Below are 13,846 nucleotides of genomic sequence, written 5' to 3'. Positions count from 1 at the left end.
CGACTTTCCTAAAAACGGAAAGTCGTTTTATCATGTTTTAAAGTTTTGCCAGGAGGAAACAAAGTGGAGCTATATACAAATTTACGAGCAGGGGAAAAAGGTGCTTGGTTATCGATAGGCACGTATATCCTTCTTAGCTCAATCAAGCTAGCTATCGGACATTTCGGTTCATCCGAAGCGTTAAAAGCGGATGGTCTAAATAATACAACAGACATCATTGCATCAATAGCCGTTTTAATCGGCTTAAGGATATCGCAAAGACCACCAGATCAAAATCACCAATATGGTCACTTGAGAGCTGAAACAATTGCCTCAGTCATTGCATCCTTTATTATGATGGTTGTTGGTTTGCAAGTACTCGTAAACTCCATTAAAAATTTGTGGAATCCTGTTAGAGAAACACCTTCAACATTAACAGCTATTGTCGCGATAGGAAGTGCAGTTGTTATGTATGGTGTATATCGATATAATTTATCCCTCTCAAAAAAAATTAATAGCACTGCAGTAAAAGCTGCTGCTTATGATAATCGTTCAGATGCACTTGTTAGTATTGGAACTGCTATTGGTATTTTCGGGGCAATAATCGGATTTACTATCATTGATATTGTTACAGCACTTATTGTTGGAATCATCATTATTAAAACTGCTATTGAAATTTTTTGGGAAGCAGTTCATACATTGACGGATGGATTTGATATAGAGGAAGCAGAAACTTTGTCTGTACTCATTCGTAATGTTGACGGAGTAATTAATCTTTTGGACTTTAAAGGCCGTACTCATGGGAATATGAGTTTTATAGATGTTACTGTGACAGTAAATCCACATTTAAATGTTTGGGAAAGCCATCGAATTACAGAAAAAATTGAAACGACCATTAAACAATCCAACCCTTACTGTACAGTACACGTACATATCGAACCACATGAAATTCCCAAACCTACTGAAGAAGATTATCATTTCTAAAGAAAAGTGCCGACTCAAAAGATAGGGCACTGAAAAAGTCGATTTTAATAAATTTTTATAATAAAAATACGCTCAGATCTTTTAGGAAGTGGGATTCACGAAGACTCCTACGGGAACAGCTTGAGCTGAAGACCCCGCAGGAGCTTGCGACGAGGAGGCTGAAGCCAAGCCCGTGGAAAGCGAAGTGAATCCCACCTTCTATTTAGAAGCAAATAATTACTATAAATTTTTATCGGTATTTTGTTTTTCAGTGGCTTCCTCAAAAGAATCGGCATTTTTTTATTTCCATACCCTTTTCAACTTAAATACTTCTTCGATATATCCATATAAAGAAATTGGCGATAACATAAATTGGTATAGCAAAACATATAAAATAAAACCCATTTTATTTTTTCGAATGCGAAGATTTAAATGCTTAAATACATTTTTTTGATAGTTGTATAAAATAAAACTTTGTAAAAGCGCTAAAGGTAAAACTAATAACGTCATGGGTCCAGCTATCCATGTTATTCCGAAAAAGGCTAATAAAAGACCTGGAATCCATGCTAAGGAATAGACAATATCAATATATGGCATAAGTAAATTTAAAAATGTGGCATATCGCGGAAAACTATTCGGTTGCTGCCAAGGTTTTATTTGCTTTAATGCTTCAATCATCCCTCTAGCCCACCTAGATCGTTGTCTTTGGAAATGTTGAAATGTTTCTGGTGCATCTGTAAACGCAACAGCTAACGGCTCAAAATAAACTTTATATCCTTTCCCTAATAAAAGCCACGTGACAACAATATCTTCTCCAATAACATCCGGAAATCCACCTAAATCAACTAAATTCTTTGTCTTAAAAATTGAAAATGCGCCTTGTGCTACTAATGTTCCTTGATACATTCCTTGCATTCTTTTTATGGAAGCTATACCAAGGAAATATTCCCACTCTTGCAATTTTGTCCAAAAACTTTTACGACCGTTTCGAACTAATATTGCTCCCGCCGTTGCGACTACTTCCTCAGGAGCTGTTAATTGTCTTGATACAATATATCTTAATGAGCCCGGCATTAAAATAGTATCTGCATCTAAAATGATGGTATAGGGAGTATCCACTAATTTTAATGCACTGTTTAAAGCATGATGTTTTCCCTTTTTTGATTCGTGAATTACACGGATGTCCATATTAAATTTCTTGGCAAACTGTCTTGCACAATCTGCAGTACGGTCTGTTGAATTATTATCGATAACAATTATTTTTATCTCACCAAGGTAGTATTGTTTATGTAGATATTGCAAAGTCGTGCGAATATTTTTTTCCTCATTATAACAAGCTATTAATATCGTTACAGGCACAATCGGATTCGACACTTTAAACTTTGGTTGACGGTCTAATAATAAACTTATTACATTAAATGCATTTATGTATCCAGGGATATACGCAATTCCCCCAATGATAAAAAGTGCTACTGGTAAAGTAACGATTAGCGACAGCTCTTTTACCCAATTTAAAGAAAGATAAATAGATAACAGTAACCAAATTAGAGCACCAGTATGGGCTAGCTGAAGCTTTTTAGGTAAAGGGATATATCCATCCGCACCCCTTCTTGAAAATATCCTCTTGTTTTTGTCTGGTGAGGAAGCTAATTTTCCGATCAACCATGTGCTCCCCTTTATTTTAAAATTTTTCCACTATGAGAATACTATTTAATAATAAAAAAAACAAGAGAAATTTTTTGTGTGACAAAAAAACGTAAGAACGGATATAAACAGCATTCTTACGTTATAAATCTATACTTTTATCTATCTGAACTTCCAACAGTTAAACCATGTTTTACAGAATAAAGAGCTGCTTGTGTACGATCTTGAACTTCTAATTTTGTAAAGATATTGGAGATGTGCGTTTTTACTGTTTTTTCTGTTACGAATAAGGATGAAGCAATTTCACGGTTACTTTTCCCTTTCGTTAACTCTGCAAGAACATCTTGTTCCCTCGGTGTTAGAGGATTTTTAACATGAGGTAAATTTTCTTCTTCTCGTAGTGTTTCTTCTAATTTCGAATTGGCCAATGGATGTAAAATATTTTCTCCACTCATAATTTGCCGTATGGAATTCACTAAGTCGTCTGGTTCAATATCTTTTAACTGATAGCCAGTAGCACCTGCCTCAAGCGCGGGTAGTACATGATCCTTATCTGAAAAACTCGTAAGCATTAAAATGGAAACATCGGGCCATTTTGATTTTATTTTTTTTGTTGCTTGTATACCGTCCATTTCAGGCATAACAAGGTCCATTAACACAATATCTGGTCGTAATGTTTCAACAAGTTCAACTGCTTCTAATCCGTTTTTTGCCTCTCCTACGACTTCAATATCTTTCTGTGTTTTTAAAAAAAACAATAATCCACGACGCACAACATGATGATCATCGGCAATTAAAACACGTATCATAATGACCCCCCTAATATGGTAAACGGATTAATAATTCCGTCCCCTTCCCTATTTCACTTACTACATCTGCTGTTCCCCCAACTGCAATAGCACGATCTCTTATTGATTGTAGCCCAATGGAAGGTATCGTTAACTCAGGGTCAATAATAAACCCTCGCCCCTCATCTTTTATGACCAACAATATATCTGTCGGTGTTACTGTTAAATATAAAATTGCTTCCTGTACTCCTGAATGTTTTCGCACGTTGTTTAACGCCTCTTGGGCAATACGAAATAACGTTTCTTCAATTCGAGATGGAAACTGAATCACACCTGACACATTGACTGTTAAGTTTATATTTAACATTTCTGCATATGCTTTAATGGCTTCAATCAATCCACTCTCTAAACCTTTTGGGCGTAATTGCCAAATTAGGGCACGCATTTCTGTTAGCGCTGATTGGGTAAGTTGTTGTATTTCTTTAAACGTTTCTTTTATATCTTGTTGCTCACTCATCTCAATTCCTGCTCGTGCAGTTAATGTAACTGAAAATAATAATTGATTAACTGAATCATGTAAATCTCTAGCAAGTCGATTGCGCTCCTGTACGAGGGCTATTTCTTGTTCTTGTTTTGTTAAACAAATTCGTTTGATAGCAGAACCCATTTGAAACGCCACTGATTCTAAAAGCTCCAATTCTTGATCGGTAAAACTTACTGTATTTGCAGATGCAACATTCAATATTCCAAAGCGTTCATCACCTGATTGTAAAGGAACAGTAGCATGGTGGGTAATGCCTGCTGGGTCTCCAACGTTTGCCTCGATTGCCGCTTCAATTCGCTGACATTCAATAATATTAGATGCTTTTTTTAATTCATTATTTCGATATCTCGATACACACCAACATCCGCCCGTTTTCAAATGTTCACAATCATTATATTGAAGGGCTTCTGGTAAGTTCTCGTGCACAACTAATTCTGATTTCCCTTTATCGTTAATAAAGAAAATCCAGCCTGTTTTAAAGTTGGTACCTTTTAAAAATTTAGTTAAAGCACCTTTTAACATTGGAATCATGTCTGTTTCTTCATTTAATAACTCCGCAATTTCTTTTAGGATTGTAATATTTGAGTTATCATTCATATCTCCACCTCTAATGTAACAGTAGCCCTACATTGTAGAATTCTTATTTTATTCTCTCACTTACATTGAATGTTACCTTTTCACAGAATATTATAAACTCATTATATTGTCGAAATAAATTAATTCAAATTGATTTACTTCTATTTATGAACAAACTATAATCAATACAGCAAAACAAAACACATTTTTAGGAGAGGCATATGAAAAAAAAGCTAGAAAATAGTTTGCTATTTATTTGGCTCATTTCATTAGTAGCAACACTAGGATCGTTATATTTTTCCGAAGTACGGGGCTATGAACCATGTGAGTTATGCTGGTATCAGCGAATTTTAATGTACCCGATTTTTTTAATGACTACAGTAGCATACATACAAAAAAATGCTCGCATTGCTGTTACAACAGCAGTTTTTTCATGTATTGGTGGTTCAATTTCCCTTTACCATTATGGAATACAAAAGCTAGATTTTTTAAGAGACAATGCTCCTGTTTGTGGAAGAGTTCCTTGTTCAGGACAATATATTAATTATCTTGGGTTTATCACGATTCCATTTTTAGCTTTAGTTGCGTTTATTTTAATTGCCATTACGAGTTTTTACATAATAAAAGTTCTAAAGGAGGAAAAGTAAATTGAAAAAGTTAGGAATTATAGGTGCGGTTGTAGTTGTACTTTTTATCGCGATTATTTTATTAACAAACTTATCGAATAAAGATAAATTAGCTAACAATCCATATGATACAGATAATTTAAAGCAATCTACTATCGATTTATTAGATAATGAAAATTATCAAAATATTATACTTCCCGATGTGTTAAAAGAAAAAATTGCTTCAGGTGAACCAGTTGTTGCTTATATGTTTAGTCCTGAATGTCCACACTGTATGGAAATGACACCTGCCTTAATGCCAATTGCAGATGAGGTTGGTGTTCAAATCGATCAGTTAAACATTTTAGAATATGAACAAGGTTGGGATGACTACAAAGTAGAAGCTACACCAACATTAATCTACTTCAATGAAGGTAAAGAGGTAAGCCGTATTGTTGGAGATTACTCAAAAGATACAAAAGTTATTTATGATTTCTTAGGACAAGTGGAAAAATAATTGATAGATGAGACAAGGTCGATTCATCGGCTTTGTCTTCTTTTTTAGTCAGCAAAATGTTTATGATTGAAAGTATCCACAATTTTGGAGGTATAATATGTTCCGATACGAAATTGCACAACCCGATTTAACCGTTGAACAATTGCTCCGTACAAAATGGCGTTTAGGTAAAAAGATCGTTCATGAATTAAGAATGGCAAAAGCAGTTACTTATGAGGATGGTTCACCAGTACTATGGAATGATAAATTAAAAGTAGGCACCATCATTCAATTTACTTTTGAAATGCCAAAATCAAATTATTTTCCAACAGATTTATGTGAAGTGAATATTCGTTATGAAGACGACCACTGTTTAATTGTATCAAAGCCAAAAGGAATGGCCACTCATCCTAATGATGAACATGATACGGATACTTGTATGAACCACGTAATGGCACACATCAAAGCAAATGGTGGCGATTATGCAGAACACGTACATCGATTAGATCGTGGAACAAAAGGACTATTACTTGTTGCAAAGCACCCTATTGCAAAATCTGTATTCGACCGTATGATTGAGGAAAAATCAATTATCCGTATGTATAGTGCAGAGGTACAGGGAAATATTCGGCAAGAAAGTGGTACAATCAATGCACCGATTGGAAAAGACCGACACCATGCAACTAGACGAGTCGTTTCACAATCTGGTCAACATGCCATCACACATTTTGAAGTAGTTAAACGTTTTAAAAATACTTGTATTGTTCATTTAATTTTAGAAACAGGGCGCACCCACCAAATCCGTGTTCATATGGCACATATCGGCCACCCAATTGTTGGAGATACGATGTATAATGCTAGAAACACTGCTTCCGGCGATTATGAATTACATGCCATCCAACTAGAATTTGAACATCCATTTTTAAATGAGAAAATTGTTGTGAAAGATGAAGCTTGAGTCAATTATCGTTGACCCAAGCTTTTTTTATTAGAAATCAAAGTGGAAAGTATCTGGATTTTGCCCAACGCGTTCATTTTTATTAACTCGATCAATTTGTGTCATTTGTTCGGATGTTAATTCAAAATCAAAAATTTGCATATTTTCTTCAATACGATTTAAGGTTACCGACTTTGGAATGGTAATGACGTCATTTTGATAATGCCATCGTAAAATTACTTGAGCTGCTGTTTTCCCAACGCTTGATGCAATTTTAGAAATCGTTTCGTCTTTTAATACTTTACCACGACCTAGAGGAGACCATGCCGTTACTGCAATATCATGTTCTTTGCAAAATGCACGTAATTCTTCTTGAGATAAATATGGATGCAATTCGATTTGATCTACCATTGGCAATACATTTGCCTTTGCAAAGATTTTTTCTAAATGATGAGCATGATGGTTTGAAACGCCTGGCACTCGAATTAATTTCTCTTCATATAGTCTTTCAATTGCTCGATACGTCTCGACAAATTTATCCTCAACAGGCCAATGAGTTAAATATAAGTCGATGTAGTCAAGACCTAGTTTTTTCAAGGATGTTTCAAAAGCACGTAAAGTTTCGTCATAACCTTGATCATTGTTCCAAACTTTTGTCGTTACGAAAATTTCGTCACGTTTAATTCCAGAATGACGAATGGCCTCTCCTACTTCCACTTCATTATTATAAAGTGCTGCTGTATCAATTGCGCGGTAGCCTATTTCAAGTGCCTTTGCTATCGCTTGCAAAGCTTCTTCACGGTCTGTCATTTTATAAACACCAAGACCAACATAAGGCATTTCTACTCTATTTGCTAATGTTTTTGATGGTATCACAGTCACTATGTTCACTCCTTATTTCAATATCTTTTATTATACGACGATTACAACCGCTCTTAAACGAATGTGACTTCCTCCAAATTAATAGTTTCTTCTCTACTAAATTTCTCCTATTTTTCTTCTTTAAACTGTTCTATTTTATACTACTTTTTAATATATAAGTATGAAGGACTTTTGTCTCTTTGGATATTATTTGGAGGAGCTGATGCTTATGATGGAAACACCATTATTGTTAACTAGTTTTTTAAAAAGAGCAGAAAAGTATTTTCCAGAAAAAATGATTATTTCTAGAACAAGTGCTGAAAAAATTCATCGTATCCCTTACAAAGATTATGTTAAACGGACTAGAAAATTAGCAGATGCCTTAACAAAACTTGGGATGAAGCGCGGTACAAAAGTAGGTTCATTTGCATGGAATCACCATCGTCATCTTGAAGCCTACTTTGCTGTTCCTTGTACCGGTGCAATTTTGCATATGATCAATATTCGTTTATCTCCAGAACATATTATCTATGTCATTAATCATGCCGAAGATGAAATTTTATTAATTGATGGCGATTTATTCCCATTATTTGAAAAAGCGATTCCATTTTTAAAAACTGTTAAACATATTATTGTGATGCAAGATAATAAAGAAGTTCCAAAATCTAGTTTCCCAAATGTATATTCCTATGAGCAACTTTTAGAAGAAGCGCGTGATGACTTCGATTTCCCTAGAGATTTAGATGAAAACCTTCCTGCAGGTATGTGTTATACAAGTGCTACAACTGGCATGCCAAAAGGGGTTGTATATTCCCACCGCGGATTAGTTTTGCATAGTCTTGCCCTTGGATTAGCGGATAGTATGGGGTTAAAAGAAAAAGATATAATTATGCCTGTCGTTCCAATGTTCCACGTAAATGCTTGGGGGATGCCATTTGCTGCAGTAAATTATGGTTCAACGCAAGTTCTACCTGGTCCAATGTTTAATCCTCCATTACTACTTGACTTAATTGAACAAGAAAAGGTAACTGTTACAGCAGGTGTGCCAACAATATGGTTAGGAGTTGCACAAGAACAAGAGAAAAATCCACGTGACTTGTCCTCATTGCGGGCAGTAGTTTGTGGTGGATCTGCTTCACCAAAAGGATTGATTAAAACTTTTGAGGAGAAATTTAATGTACCATTCGTCGTTGGCTATGGGATGACAGAAACAACGCCGATTGTTAGCTTATCAAATTACACTTCAGCTATAGAAGAATGGTCGCCTGAGGAAAAATTAGACATTCGTGCAACACAAGGATTACCTGTTCCACTTTTAAATACAGAAGTTGTCAATGAAAATGGTGAAGTTCCTTGGGATGGCAAAACAATGGGTGAACTACGAATCCAGGGACCATGGATTGCCGATGAATATTATAAAGATGAAAGAACTGCAGAAGCTTTCCGAGACGGATGGTTATATACAGGGGATATTGCTGTTATTACGCCAGAAGGATATATCAAAATTACAGACCGTACAAAAGACCTTATTAAAAGTGGTGGCGAATGGATTTCTTCTGTTGATTTAGAAAATGCACTTATGACCCATGAAGCTGTTTTTGAAGCAGCAGTAATTGCGATTCCTCACGAGAAATGGCAAGAACGTCCTTTAGCTTGTGTTGTTTTGAAAGAAGGAAAAGATGTAACGAAAGATGAATTACTAGAATTTTTAGATGGTCAATTTGCGAAATGGTGGCTGCCAGATGATGTAGTCTTTATTAACGAAATCCCTAAAACGTCTGTAGGAAAATTCCTAAAAGCAAAATTACGAGAAGATTTAAAAGATTATAAAGTGAATGTATAAAGTATTGGCTAGTCCGCACATTTTCGGGCTAGCCAAACTATTAATTTTTCCTTGTTAAACTTTGCTTTTCATCATTGTCATTATCGAGGTCATCAAACTGAATCGGATCTGGGAAACGTAAATCTTCTTCCAGTTGAGCCCCATCACGCATACGTTCCATTTGCTTTCCGAGCCAGATTAAATCTCCCATATTATTTGTCATATGCCCACTCGGTTCCATTCGTTCATTCTCCATTTACTCAACCTCCTTATTTTACTATTCCCAAATAATAAGATTTGAACCAAGTTCGACACAAAATTAATGTAGTAAAGTACTATTATTTGAGCTATACTGAATAGAGAGTTTTATCTATACATGAGGAGGATACTTCATGAATTTAATATTAATTCTGGGTGTTTGTGCTGCTTTCCTTTGCGCGATCTTCACTGCAGGCTATGAAGGAAACTACAAATCAGAAAAATAATTTCCACCCAAAAAGGGCTGATACGAATGTGTCAGTCCTTTTTATTTTGTATTACTTGACTTTTTATCACTATACAAAATATACTTAGTTACATAAAGTAAGTATATTAACTAAGGAGGCTTCCTATGCCGACACATTTTCATAAAAAGCCAAATATGTATGTTTCACATGTTCAAATGAAAGTTTCAAACTTAGAGCGTTCCATCGAGTATTACAAAGACATCATCGGTTTTGATGTGCTAGAGAAAAATGAAAAAACTGCTGTATTAACTTTTGATGGAGCAACTAGTATTTTATCTTTGGAACAAGTAGAAAATGCACAACCTCTAGCAGGCGGTCAAACTGGTCTTTATCATTTTGCAATTTTACTTCCGACACGAAAAGATTTAGGAAACTTTATTCAACATATTGCACAAAAAAATGTACGAATTGGCGCTGGTGATCACCATGTTAGTGAAGCACTTTATTTATATGATCCAGATGGTAACGGCATTGAAGTCTACATCGACCGTCCAGAAAGCGAATGGATATGGTATGGAGACTCCACTGTTCATATGGTAACCGAACAATTAAATATTCAGTCAATTATGGCAGATGGTGATGGCAAATGGAACGGTCTTCCAGAAGGCACGGTCATGGGACATATCCATTTATCCGTTTCAGATTTAGCTGCAACAGAAAAATTTTATACAGAAGCACTCGGATTTGAAGTTGTTTCTCGTTTCGGAAAGCAAGCGTTATTTATTTCTACTGGGAAATATCATCATCATATTGGACTAAATACTTGGAATAGTGAAGGTGGCGTCAAAGCTCCTGAAAATAGCGTTGGCTTAAAATCCTTTACTTTAGTGTTAGATAATGCTGAACAAGCTGAACAAATAAAGAAAAATTTAACGGCTGTCGGTGCTACTGTCGAACACTTTGAAAGTGCACCTAAATTTGGTGGATCTCAAGCATTTTCAACAGAAGACCCATCAGGCATACGTATTATTTTCACTTTAGAAGGTGAATAAGTTTTTCATAGTGGACCTTCTAGCATTTGTGGTAAATAATTGAAGGTAGAATCTATCTTTTTAGGAGGACACTATGAAAGCAATTCAAATGACAACGTTTGGTGAACCTGATGTTTTACAATACAAAACAATAGAAGACCCACAACCTGACAATAATGAAGTTTGCGTTAAATTATATGCTGCCGGGGTTAACCCAAATGAAGCCTATGTACGAACAGGCACATATGCATTTCTTATACCGGACCTCCCATATACACCTGGTTTTGATGGAGCAGGTATTGTGGAGTCAATAGGTGAAGGCGTTACCCACGTTAAAATTGGCGACCGTGTATTTGTGGCGGCATTATTAGCAAAAAGGAATACTGGTACTTATGCAGAAAAAGTAGTATGTGATGCTAATACAGTTCACTTATTACCAGATTCAGTAAGTTATGAACAAGGTGCTGCTTTAGGAATCCCTGCAATTACTGCTTACCGCGCATTATTTCAACGGGCAAACATAAAACCTGGTGAAACTGTGTTAATTCATGGAGCAAGTGGCGGCGTTGGTTTGTTAGCTGTTCAAATGGCAACTAGTTTTGGGGCAACAGTAATTGGCACAGCTTCAAGTGAAGAAGGCAAACAACTCGTAAAATCTAGTGGAGCTCAATATGTTTGCAACCATGTTAAAGTAGATGCTATTGATGAAATATTAGCACTAACGAATGGCATTGGTCCCGATGTTATTATTGAATTTTTAGCCAATGAAAATTTAGAAACAGACCTAAAACTTATCGCACCTTATGGTAGAATTGTGATTATTGGAAACCGTGGCACCATTGAAATTAATCCGCGACTTACAATGGTCAAAGAATGCGACATTTTAGGAACAGCCATTTTTAACATACCAAAGAAAGAATATGAAGAATGCTTAATTGGTGTTTCTGCATTATTAAAGTCAGGGGTCCTTATTCCTCAAGTTGGAAATCGCTTACCATTGAGTGAAGCCAAACAAGCACATATTGATATATTGACAAAAAAAGCTAAAGGAAAAATGGTTCTATTAATAGACTAATTAGAAAAGCCGATTTGCTATTTTAGCAAACCGGCTTTAACTTATTTTAATCCAGGATAATTTTGTTGTCTTAGTGCTTCATAGATGACAATTGCTGCTGTATTGGATAAGTTTAACGAACGAATTTTATCACTTTGAGGAATTCGTAAACACATATCCCGGCGTTCATAGGCAAAATCCTTTGGCAAACCCGTCGTTTCTTTCCCGAACATAAAGTAGATATCCCGCTCTTGATCACTAAAATCATGCGTAGTAAATGGTTCCTCACTATATGTTTCGATTAAATAGACATCGCCATCCTTTGAATATTCAATGAAATCTTCAAGGGAATCGTGATAAACGACATTTACGTGCTCCCAATAATCTAGACCAGCACGTTTTAGCATTTTATCATCTGTAGAAAACCCGAGTGGATGGATAAGATGTAATGATGTATTCGTACCAGCACATGTCCGGGCAATGTTGCCTGTATTGGCTGGAATTTCTGGTTGATACAAAACGATATGCAATGGCATATTGTGACACTTCCTTATTGAATTTTGTTCGCTTGTGGGTTCCGTTTTGTGCGGATAAAGTATGCTTTTGTTCTCATAAACGGTTTTATTGGTGCGAATACAATTTTGTTTCGTTCAAATAATTTTACATTGGTTCGAATAGCGCCGTGTTTTGTCCACATAGCACGATCTTTTGTCCATTCGGCTCTCTGTTTTGTCCACTCAGCATAGCTTTTTGTCCATTCGGCTTGTGGTTTTGCTCACTTGCTATTGTCTTGTCAACACATAGCATGATCTTTTGTCCATTCGGCTCATTGTTTTGTCCACTCAGCACGCCCTTTTGTCCATTCAGCAACTTTCACATCAGCCACTATTCTTCTCTATACATTCAACAGCGTGAGACCCTTTTCAATCTCCGCCACAACCTCGGAATCCATTTCCCTCTCCCGCGCGGCAAGTAGTGCTTCTTCTGCTAAAGGACCGCCAATTTTCCCGATTGCCCAAGCAGCAGTTCCGCGCATAACAGGTCGTTCATCTTTTTTCATGATTGCAATTAAATCGGGCACTGCTGCTTCCTCTTTAAAATGAGCTAAAGCGATAATAGCATTTCGTTGAATCGGCTTTTTGCCACGCCACGAGCCAGACATTGCACCAAATTTCGCCTTAAATTCTTTATTTGAAAGGTTGAGCAATGGTTGTAAAAGTGGTTTTGCTAACTCTGGATCCGGTTTAAACTCGTCATGGATCCAATTGATTTTCCCTTTATTTTTCGGGCAAACAGTCTGACATGTATCGCAACCGTATATACGATTCCCGATTTTTGCTCGAAATTCATCAGGTAGAAAGTCTTTTGTTTGAGTTAGAAAGGCCACACACTTTTTCGAATTTAACTGTCCTGCATCAACAAGTGCACCAGTTGGACAAACATCTAAACATAAACGGCATTCCCCGCACTCATTTTCTATCGGAGTGTCCGGTGCAAAAGGAATATTCGTGATCATTTCACCTAAATACACATACGAACCAAACTCATGTGTAATAATTGAACAATTCTTTCCGCTCCAGCCGATTCCAGCGCGTTCTGCTACTGCGCGGTCAACTAGCTCCCCTGTATCCACCATCGACTTTAGTTGAACAGTAGGCACTCTTTCTTTTAACCATTCTTCAATCAGTTGAAGTCGTTCACGTACTGCAACGTGGTAATCAATCCCCCACGATGCACGTGCAAAGATCCCTCGTCTAGCACCTTTTTTTCCAGTAGGTGCCTCTTCCATTTTCGAAGGGTATGCTAAGGCAATTGCTATAATACTTTCCGCACCATCTAGAAGACGATTTGGCTCTGTTCGCAAATCGATATCGGATTCTTCAAAACCAGATTGATAGTTTAGTTCTTGTTGACGTTTTAATCGGTTTTTTAGCTCTTGAAAAGGAGAGGCATGGGTGAAACCGATTTTATCGACGCCGATTGATTTTGCATATTCAACTAAGTCCTTTTGCAATTGTGCAATCATTTCACTTTTCCACTCCTTGTCTGTTAAACTATATATTAATTAGCGCAAAACAAAGCGCAACTTTGAAATAGTAG

Annotated in this window: 14 protein-coding genes; 7 read left to right on the top strand and 7 right to left on the bottom strand. The window is 36.3% G+C overall.

What is annotated here, in order from left to right; genetic code table 11:
- Positions 1-63: 63 nt before the first annotated feature.
- Positions 64-963, top strand: coding sequence for a cation diffusion facilitator family transporter (locus CRO00_RS13330; protein WP_097074157.1), 900 nt, complete (start codon positions 64-66; stop codon positions 961-963).
- A 279-nt stretch (positions 964-1,242) separates the two neighbouring features.
- Here the strand turns inward: CRO00_RS13330 and CRO00_RS13325 are convergent, their stop codons facing one another.
- From CRO00_RS13325 to CRO00_RS13315, 3 genes are all read right to left on the bottom strand, one after another.
- Complete coding sequence (locus CRO00_RS13325; protein WP_097074233.1) at positions 1,243-2,562, bottom strand: glycosyltransferase family 2 protein; 1,320 nt, start codon at positions 2,560-2,562, stop codon at positions 1,243-1,245.
- A 182-nt stretch (positions 2,563-2,744) separates the two neighbouring features.
- Positions 2,745-3,395, bottom strand: a complete 651-nt coding sequence (locus tag CRO00_RS13320; protein WP_097074156.1) for a response regulator transcription factor — start codon at positions 3,393-3,395, stop codon at positions 2,745-2,747.
- A gap of 10 nt (positions 3,396-3,405) precedes the next feature.
- Entirely contained in the window at positions 3,406-4,515 is a 1,110-nt protein-coding gene (locus CRO00_RS13315) for a GAF domain-containing sensor histidine kinase (RefSeq protein ID WP_097074155.1), read from the bottom strand.
- A 200-nt stretch (positions 4,516-4,715) separates the two neighbouring features.
- Between CRO00_RS13315 and CRO00_RS13310 the strand changes: the two genes are divergently transcribed.
- The 3 genes from CRO00_RS13310 (at position 4,716) to CRO00_RS13300 (ending at position 6,553) form a co-directional block, all read left to right on the top strand.
- Entirely contained in the window at positions 4,716-5,141 is a 426-nt protein-coding gene (locus tag CRO00_RS13310) for a disulfide oxidoreductase (protein WP_097074154.1), read from the top strand.
- 1 nt (position 5,142) lies between these two features.
- Entirely contained in the window at positions 5,143-5,616 is a 474-nt protein-coding gene (locus CRO00_RS13305) for a thioredoxin family protein (protein WP_097074153.1), read from the top strand.
- A 97-nt stretch (positions 5,617-5,713) separates the two neighbouring features.
- Positions 5,714-6,553 (top strand): RluA family pseudouridine synthase, encoded by an 840-nt coding sequence (locus CRO00_RS13300; protein ID WP_097074152.1) that lies wholly within the window; start codon positions 5,714-5,716, stop codon positions 6,551-6,553.
- 30 nt (positions 6,554-6,583) lie between these two features.
- Here CRO00_RS13300 and CRO00_RS13295 read toward each other — a convergent pair whose 3' ends face one another.
- Positions 6,584-7,372, bottom strand: coding sequence for an aldo/keto reductase (locus CRO00_RS13295; RefSeq protein ID WP_202615679.1), 789 nt, complete (start codon positions 7,370-7,372; stop codon positions 6,584-6,586).
- A gap of 250 nt (positions 7,373-7,622) precedes the next feature.
- Between CRO00_RS13295 and CRO00_RS13290 the strand changes: the two genes are divergently transcribed.
- On the top strand, positions 7,623-9,236 hold the full coding sequence (locus CRO00_RS13290) for a long-chain fatty acid--CoA ligase (protein WP_097074232.1): 1,614 nt from the start codon (positions 7,623-7,625) through the stop codon (positions 9,234-9,236).
- A gap of 40 nt (positions 9,237-9,276) precedes the next feature.
- On the opposite strand, the gene CRO00_RS13285 is transcribed toward CRO00_RS13290, so the two are convergent.
- Positions 9,277-9,471 carry a hypothetical protein gene (locus tag CRO00_RS13285; protein WP_097074150.1) on the bottom strand — a complete coding sequence of 65 codons (195 nt, stop codon included), beginning with the start codon at positions 9,469-9,471 and terminating at the stop codon, positions 9,277-9,279.
- Positions 9,472-9,825: 354 nt separating this feature from the next.
- On the opposite strand from CRO00_RS13285, the gene CRO00_RS13280 reads away from it, so the two are divergent.
- Together CRO00_RS13280 and CRO00_RS13275 are read left to right on the top strand one after the other, a co-directional pair.
- Positions 9,826-10,713, top strand: a complete 888-nt coding sequence (locus CRO00_RS13280; RefSeq protein WP_097074149.1) for a VOC family protein — start codon at positions 9,826-9,828, stop codon at positions 10,711-10,713.
- A 73-nt stretch (positions 10,714-10,786) separates the two neighbouring features.
- A complete protein-coding gene (locus CRO00_RS13275) occupies positions 10,787-11,767 on the top strand; it encodes an NADPH:quinone reductase (protein WP_097074148.1) in 981 nt (326 codons plus the stop codon).
- Between the two features lie 41 nt (positions 11,768-11,808).
- On the opposite strand, the gene trmL is transcribed toward CRO00_RS13275, so the two are convergent.
- Together trmL and queG are read right to left on the bottom strand one after the other, a co-directional pair.
- On the bottom strand, positions 11,809-12,282 hold the full coding sequence (gene trmL, locus CRO00_RS13270; RefSeq protein ID WP_097074147.1) for a tRNA (uridine(34)/cytosine(34)/5-carboxymethylaminomethyluridine(34)-2'-O)-methyltransferase TrmL: 474 nt from the start codon (positions 12,280-12,282) through the stop codon (positions 11,809-11,811).
- Between the two features lie 359 nt (positions 12,283-12,641).
- A complete protein-coding gene (queG, locus tag CRO00_RS13260) occupies positions 12,642-13,772 on the bottom strand; it encodes a tRNA epoxyqueuosine(34) reductase QueG (protein ID WP_097074145.1) in 1,131 nt (376 codons plus the stop codon).
- Between the last annotated feature and the right edge of the window lie 74 nt (positions 13,773-13,846).

The sequence above is a fragment of the Ureibacillus xyleni genome (assembly GCF_900217795.1).
GTDB lineage: Bacteria > Bacillota > Bacilli > Bacillales_A > Planococcaceae > Ureibacillus > Ureibacillus xyleni.
Note: the sequence above shows the minus strand (reverse complement) of the source record. Positions and strands in the feature narration are given on the sequence as shown.

Bases quoted from the DNA above. Each gene is read 5' to 3' on its own strand.
- CRO00_RS13320 (WP_097074156.1), bottom strand. From the start codon at position 3,395: ATGATACGTGTTTTAATTGCCGATGATCATCATGTTGTGCGTCGTGGA.
- CRO00_RS13315 (WP_097074155.1), bottom strand. From the start codon at position 4,515: ATGAATGATAACTCAAATATTACAATCCTAAAAGAAATTGCGGAGTTA.
- CRO00_RS13310 (WP_097074154.1), top strand. From the start codon at position 4,716: ATGAAAAAAAAGCTAGAAAATAGTTTGCTATTTATTTGGCTCATTTCA.
- CRO00_RS13300 (WP_097074152.1), top strand. From the start codon at position 5,714: ATGTTCCGATACGAAATTGCACAACCCGATTTAACCGTTGAACAATTG.
- CRO00_RS13295 (WP_202615679.1), bottom strand. From the start codon at position 7,372: ATGCCTTATGTTGGTCTTGGTGTTTATAAAATGACAGACCGTGAAGAA.
- CRO00_RS13290 (WP_097074232.1), top strand. From the start codon at position 7,623: ATGATGGAAACACCATTATTGTTAACTAGTTTTTTAAAAAGAGCAGAA.
- CRO00_RS13285 (WP_097074150.1), bottom strand. From the start codon at position 9,471: ATGGAGAATGAACGAATGGAACCGAGTGGGCATATGACAAATAATATG.
- CRO00_RS13280 (WP_097074149.1), top strand. From the start codon at position 9,826: ATGCCGACACATTTTCATAAAAAGCCAAATATGTATGTTTCACATGTT.
- CRO00_RS13275 (WP_097074148.1), top strand. From the start codon at position 10,787: ATGAAAGCAATTCAAATGACAACGTTTGGTGAACCTGATGTTTTACAA.
- trmL (WP_097074147.1), bottom strand. From the start codon at position 12,282: ATGCCATTGCATATCGTTTTGTATCAACCAGAAATTCCAGCCAATACA.
- queG (WP_097074145.1), bottom strand. From the start codon at position 13,772: ATGATTGCACAATTGCAAAAGGACTTAGTTGAATATGCAAAATCAATC.